The sequence below is a fragment of the Parvimonas sp. D9 genome (assembly GCF_035282565.1).
Taxonomy (GTDB): Bacteria; Bacillota; Clostridia; order Tissierellales; family Peptoniphilaceae; genus Parvimonas; species Parvimonas micra.
On sequence record NZ_JAYKBM010000030.1, the window covers coordinates 1 to 746 of the forward strand.

The window sequence follows — 746 nt, forward strand, 5'->3', positions numbered from 1 at the left end:
GCGTCAGTGGATGGGCCTATAGCATCGTTAACCAGCATCGACTCGGTCAAAATACCTATGACACCTGGGGAGACAGCTTTATCCGTTCTATTCAGGGTAAACACCCTGAATGCCAAGGGTTATCATGTCGTCTTTAAGGGTGTGGATAAGGCTAACATATGCCGAATGGGTCTCCGTTACCGTAAGGTATTCGAAAAAGAGATGTCTGAATACACTACCACAGGCGCTAAGGTAGAGGACTGCCTAGACGCGCTGGAAGGCATCGTTGCTAAGTGGGAAAAGGCAGGTGTCAGCCATGGATAAAGCGCAGACAGCTGAAAGCTCTACAATCCGCATATGTGGGGAAGTCTACGCCATGTTAGTGGCGCCTATGGACGGCACCCGCATACTCTTATTCCACCATACCAGGCATTATTCTGCAGCAGTAGGTGATTATGTTAGAACAGGGAAGAAATGGACTGACGTATATTGGTGTAAGGAGAGGATGCGCTGGCGTGCGTGGACTGGTAACAAGCGCCTAAACTCGACCCACCTAATCTACGAGCATGATGCCATTAGCTGGATGGCTATGCCTTCTGAAAGGAACTCTGATGCCTGACGATTTCAAGCCGGGCGAACGTGTGGTATGCATTGGCCTGAAGGTTAGATGCAACTGCCCTGGAGGCGGTAAACGTTTAGATAACATTCCGGCTACAGCGCCCACTGTGGGCGAAACTTATACTGTGGTCCGCGGAGGCCTTGGGCAT

Annotated in this window: 1 protein-coding gene; it reads left to right on the forward strand. The window is 50.7% G+C overall.

The features are described from left to right. The coding region (locus VJI94_RS07865) for a hypothetical protein (protein WP_324008943.1) at positions 1-303 on the forward strand (303 nt) is incomplete at its 5' end. Between the last annotated feature and the right edge of the window lie 443 nt (positions 304-746).